At 32.1% G+C, this 1,908-nt stretch carries 2 protein-coding genes; both read right to left on the bottom strand.

All coding sequences use genetic code 11. The features are described from left to right. Positions 1–452: hypothetical protein (locus Q7V20_RS21865; RefSeq protein WP_304795903.1), on the bottom strand; the 452-nt coding region annotated here is incomplete at its 3' end. Between the two features lie 27 nt (positions 453–479). Beyond that, complete coding sequence (locus tag Q7V20_RS21860; protein ID WP_304795902.1) at positions 480–1,418, bottom strand: hypothetical protein; 939 nt, start codon at positions 1,416–1,418, stop codon at positions 480–482. Between the last annotated feature and the right edge of the window lie 490 nt (positions 1,419–1,908).

Raw genomic sequence — 1,908 nt, 5'->3', positions numbered from 1 at the left:
AATGGATTTGTGATAGGATGTTGTTGCATAAACCATTCTAATGCACGTGATGTTGTATGTCTACTTTTTAACTTGTTACAACGTTGCGTAATTGTATGTGCTTGTTGTTGTGTAAGTTTATGTATATCATCAATGCATGTTATTGTTGGGTTTTTAGGATCAGGTATGCCTATACTGTTAATATATATTTCATTTGTTTGTTGTAAATGATCTATATATTGTAGTTGTAACCTTCGTTCAAACACTTTCCAGTCATGTGTTAATACATGATTGATTATTTGTATAGGTGTTGTACGTGGTGTTGGTATAAACTTCAATCCTTTAGAAAGGAACAATGTTTCATGAAAAGAGAATTGATATGATGAACGATTATGAATACCATTTGGTTTTAGTAATGATAAGTACCATGTAACCGTATGTGAGCAAAACCATTGTGCTGCTTTGTGAAACATGATATCATTTTCATTATTGTATGGTAGTCATCGTTTGTTATTCATCATTGTAATTTTTCTTTTCTGTTGTTCTCTATCTTTTTTATTTTGTTTGTTATCATTAGATAATGATATTTTCAAACGTTTAGTATCTTGTGTATGTTTGTTGGTAGAATGTGCTTTACGTTTATTTTTTGGTAATTGCATTGATTCTTTTATTTTGTTATGAACCTTTTCTTCTATTATGTTTTCGATAGCCTTTTCAGGATTATCAATAATAGATTGTTTCATTTCAAGATACTTTTGTTGTTTTCGTTCTTTGTCTTGCTTCATTCGATTTTCTGCAGCGATTGCTGATATGAGTGCAGTTCTTTGTATGTTATGTAGGTTGTTGCTATATGTTTTTATAGTTTCCTCCAAAGGGTACATACACATCTTAGCAGCAGCTGCAGAGGATGAAAAAGATGAAGAAGATGATGACGATGTAGATGTAGTCAGTTGCATAGCAGATGTAGAAGTCGATTGAGCATTGTTGATGTTTCCATCTATACAATGTGTATTAAATGTAAGTGCAAACAATTTACTTTTTTCTAATTCAGAAATGTGTTGTTGCAACCATACACGAAATAACGTTACATGATTTTGCAACCATGTATCCATTTTCGTTTTTAATGTTGTTTCGAATCCTTTACGAGCTTGCATGACTGTATCTAATATTTGTTCTTCTGTTTGTTTTAATATTTGTTGTATCTTTTGTGTGTCAGATACAAATTCCGTGTTATCGGGAAATGTAATATTGTTTTTTATTTTGAATGCGTTGGGTATTGTTTTACCATCGACATGTCGTTGTAGAGTAGCTATGCAGTTATCATTAACGATCCATTGTTGATGTAGATTTTCAATATCTTTTTTCGCATCCGAATACAATTGTTGTACTTTGTCTAACGACAAAATATGTGACACCAGTAAAGAGTTGGTATTGTACATGTTATCACATTGTATAGCAGAAGAAGGTTGAATGTGCGTATTCAGGTTAGGGTTAGAGTTAGAGACTGATGATGGAGAATCAGTAGGATTAGTGGATTGTTGAAACACAAGCGTAGAGTTGTTGACCGAACCAATAGAAGGGATATTCATATTGATTGGGTAAAACAGTACGAAAGATGTGTTTTTATGTGAACAATTGATTGATAAATATATATGTTGTTGACGATATAAAATGCTAGCTATAAAAAAATTAGGGTTATTAGGGTGCGCGAGCGTAGCGAGCGCTTTACAGGAATATGTAAGAGCGTATAGGATCGTAACAAGATATAGATATCGAGAGAGAGAGAGGGTTGTCTTATAATAAAAGAGTATATGTATTTTTATGTATAGTGATAGATACGACTAGTTTCGCCTTCAAGAGGCTTCTTCAGGTATCATACATAAATATAGACTTATATATAACATGTACTATTATACGTATATAACTGCA

The organism is Aquabacterium sp. (assembly GCF_030652515.1).
Classification (GTDB): domain Bacteria; phylum Pseudomonadota; class Gammaproteobacteria; order Burkholderiales; family Burkholderiaceae_C; genus Aquabacterium.
This window is presented reverse-complemented; position numbering and strand designations above follow the sequence as displayed.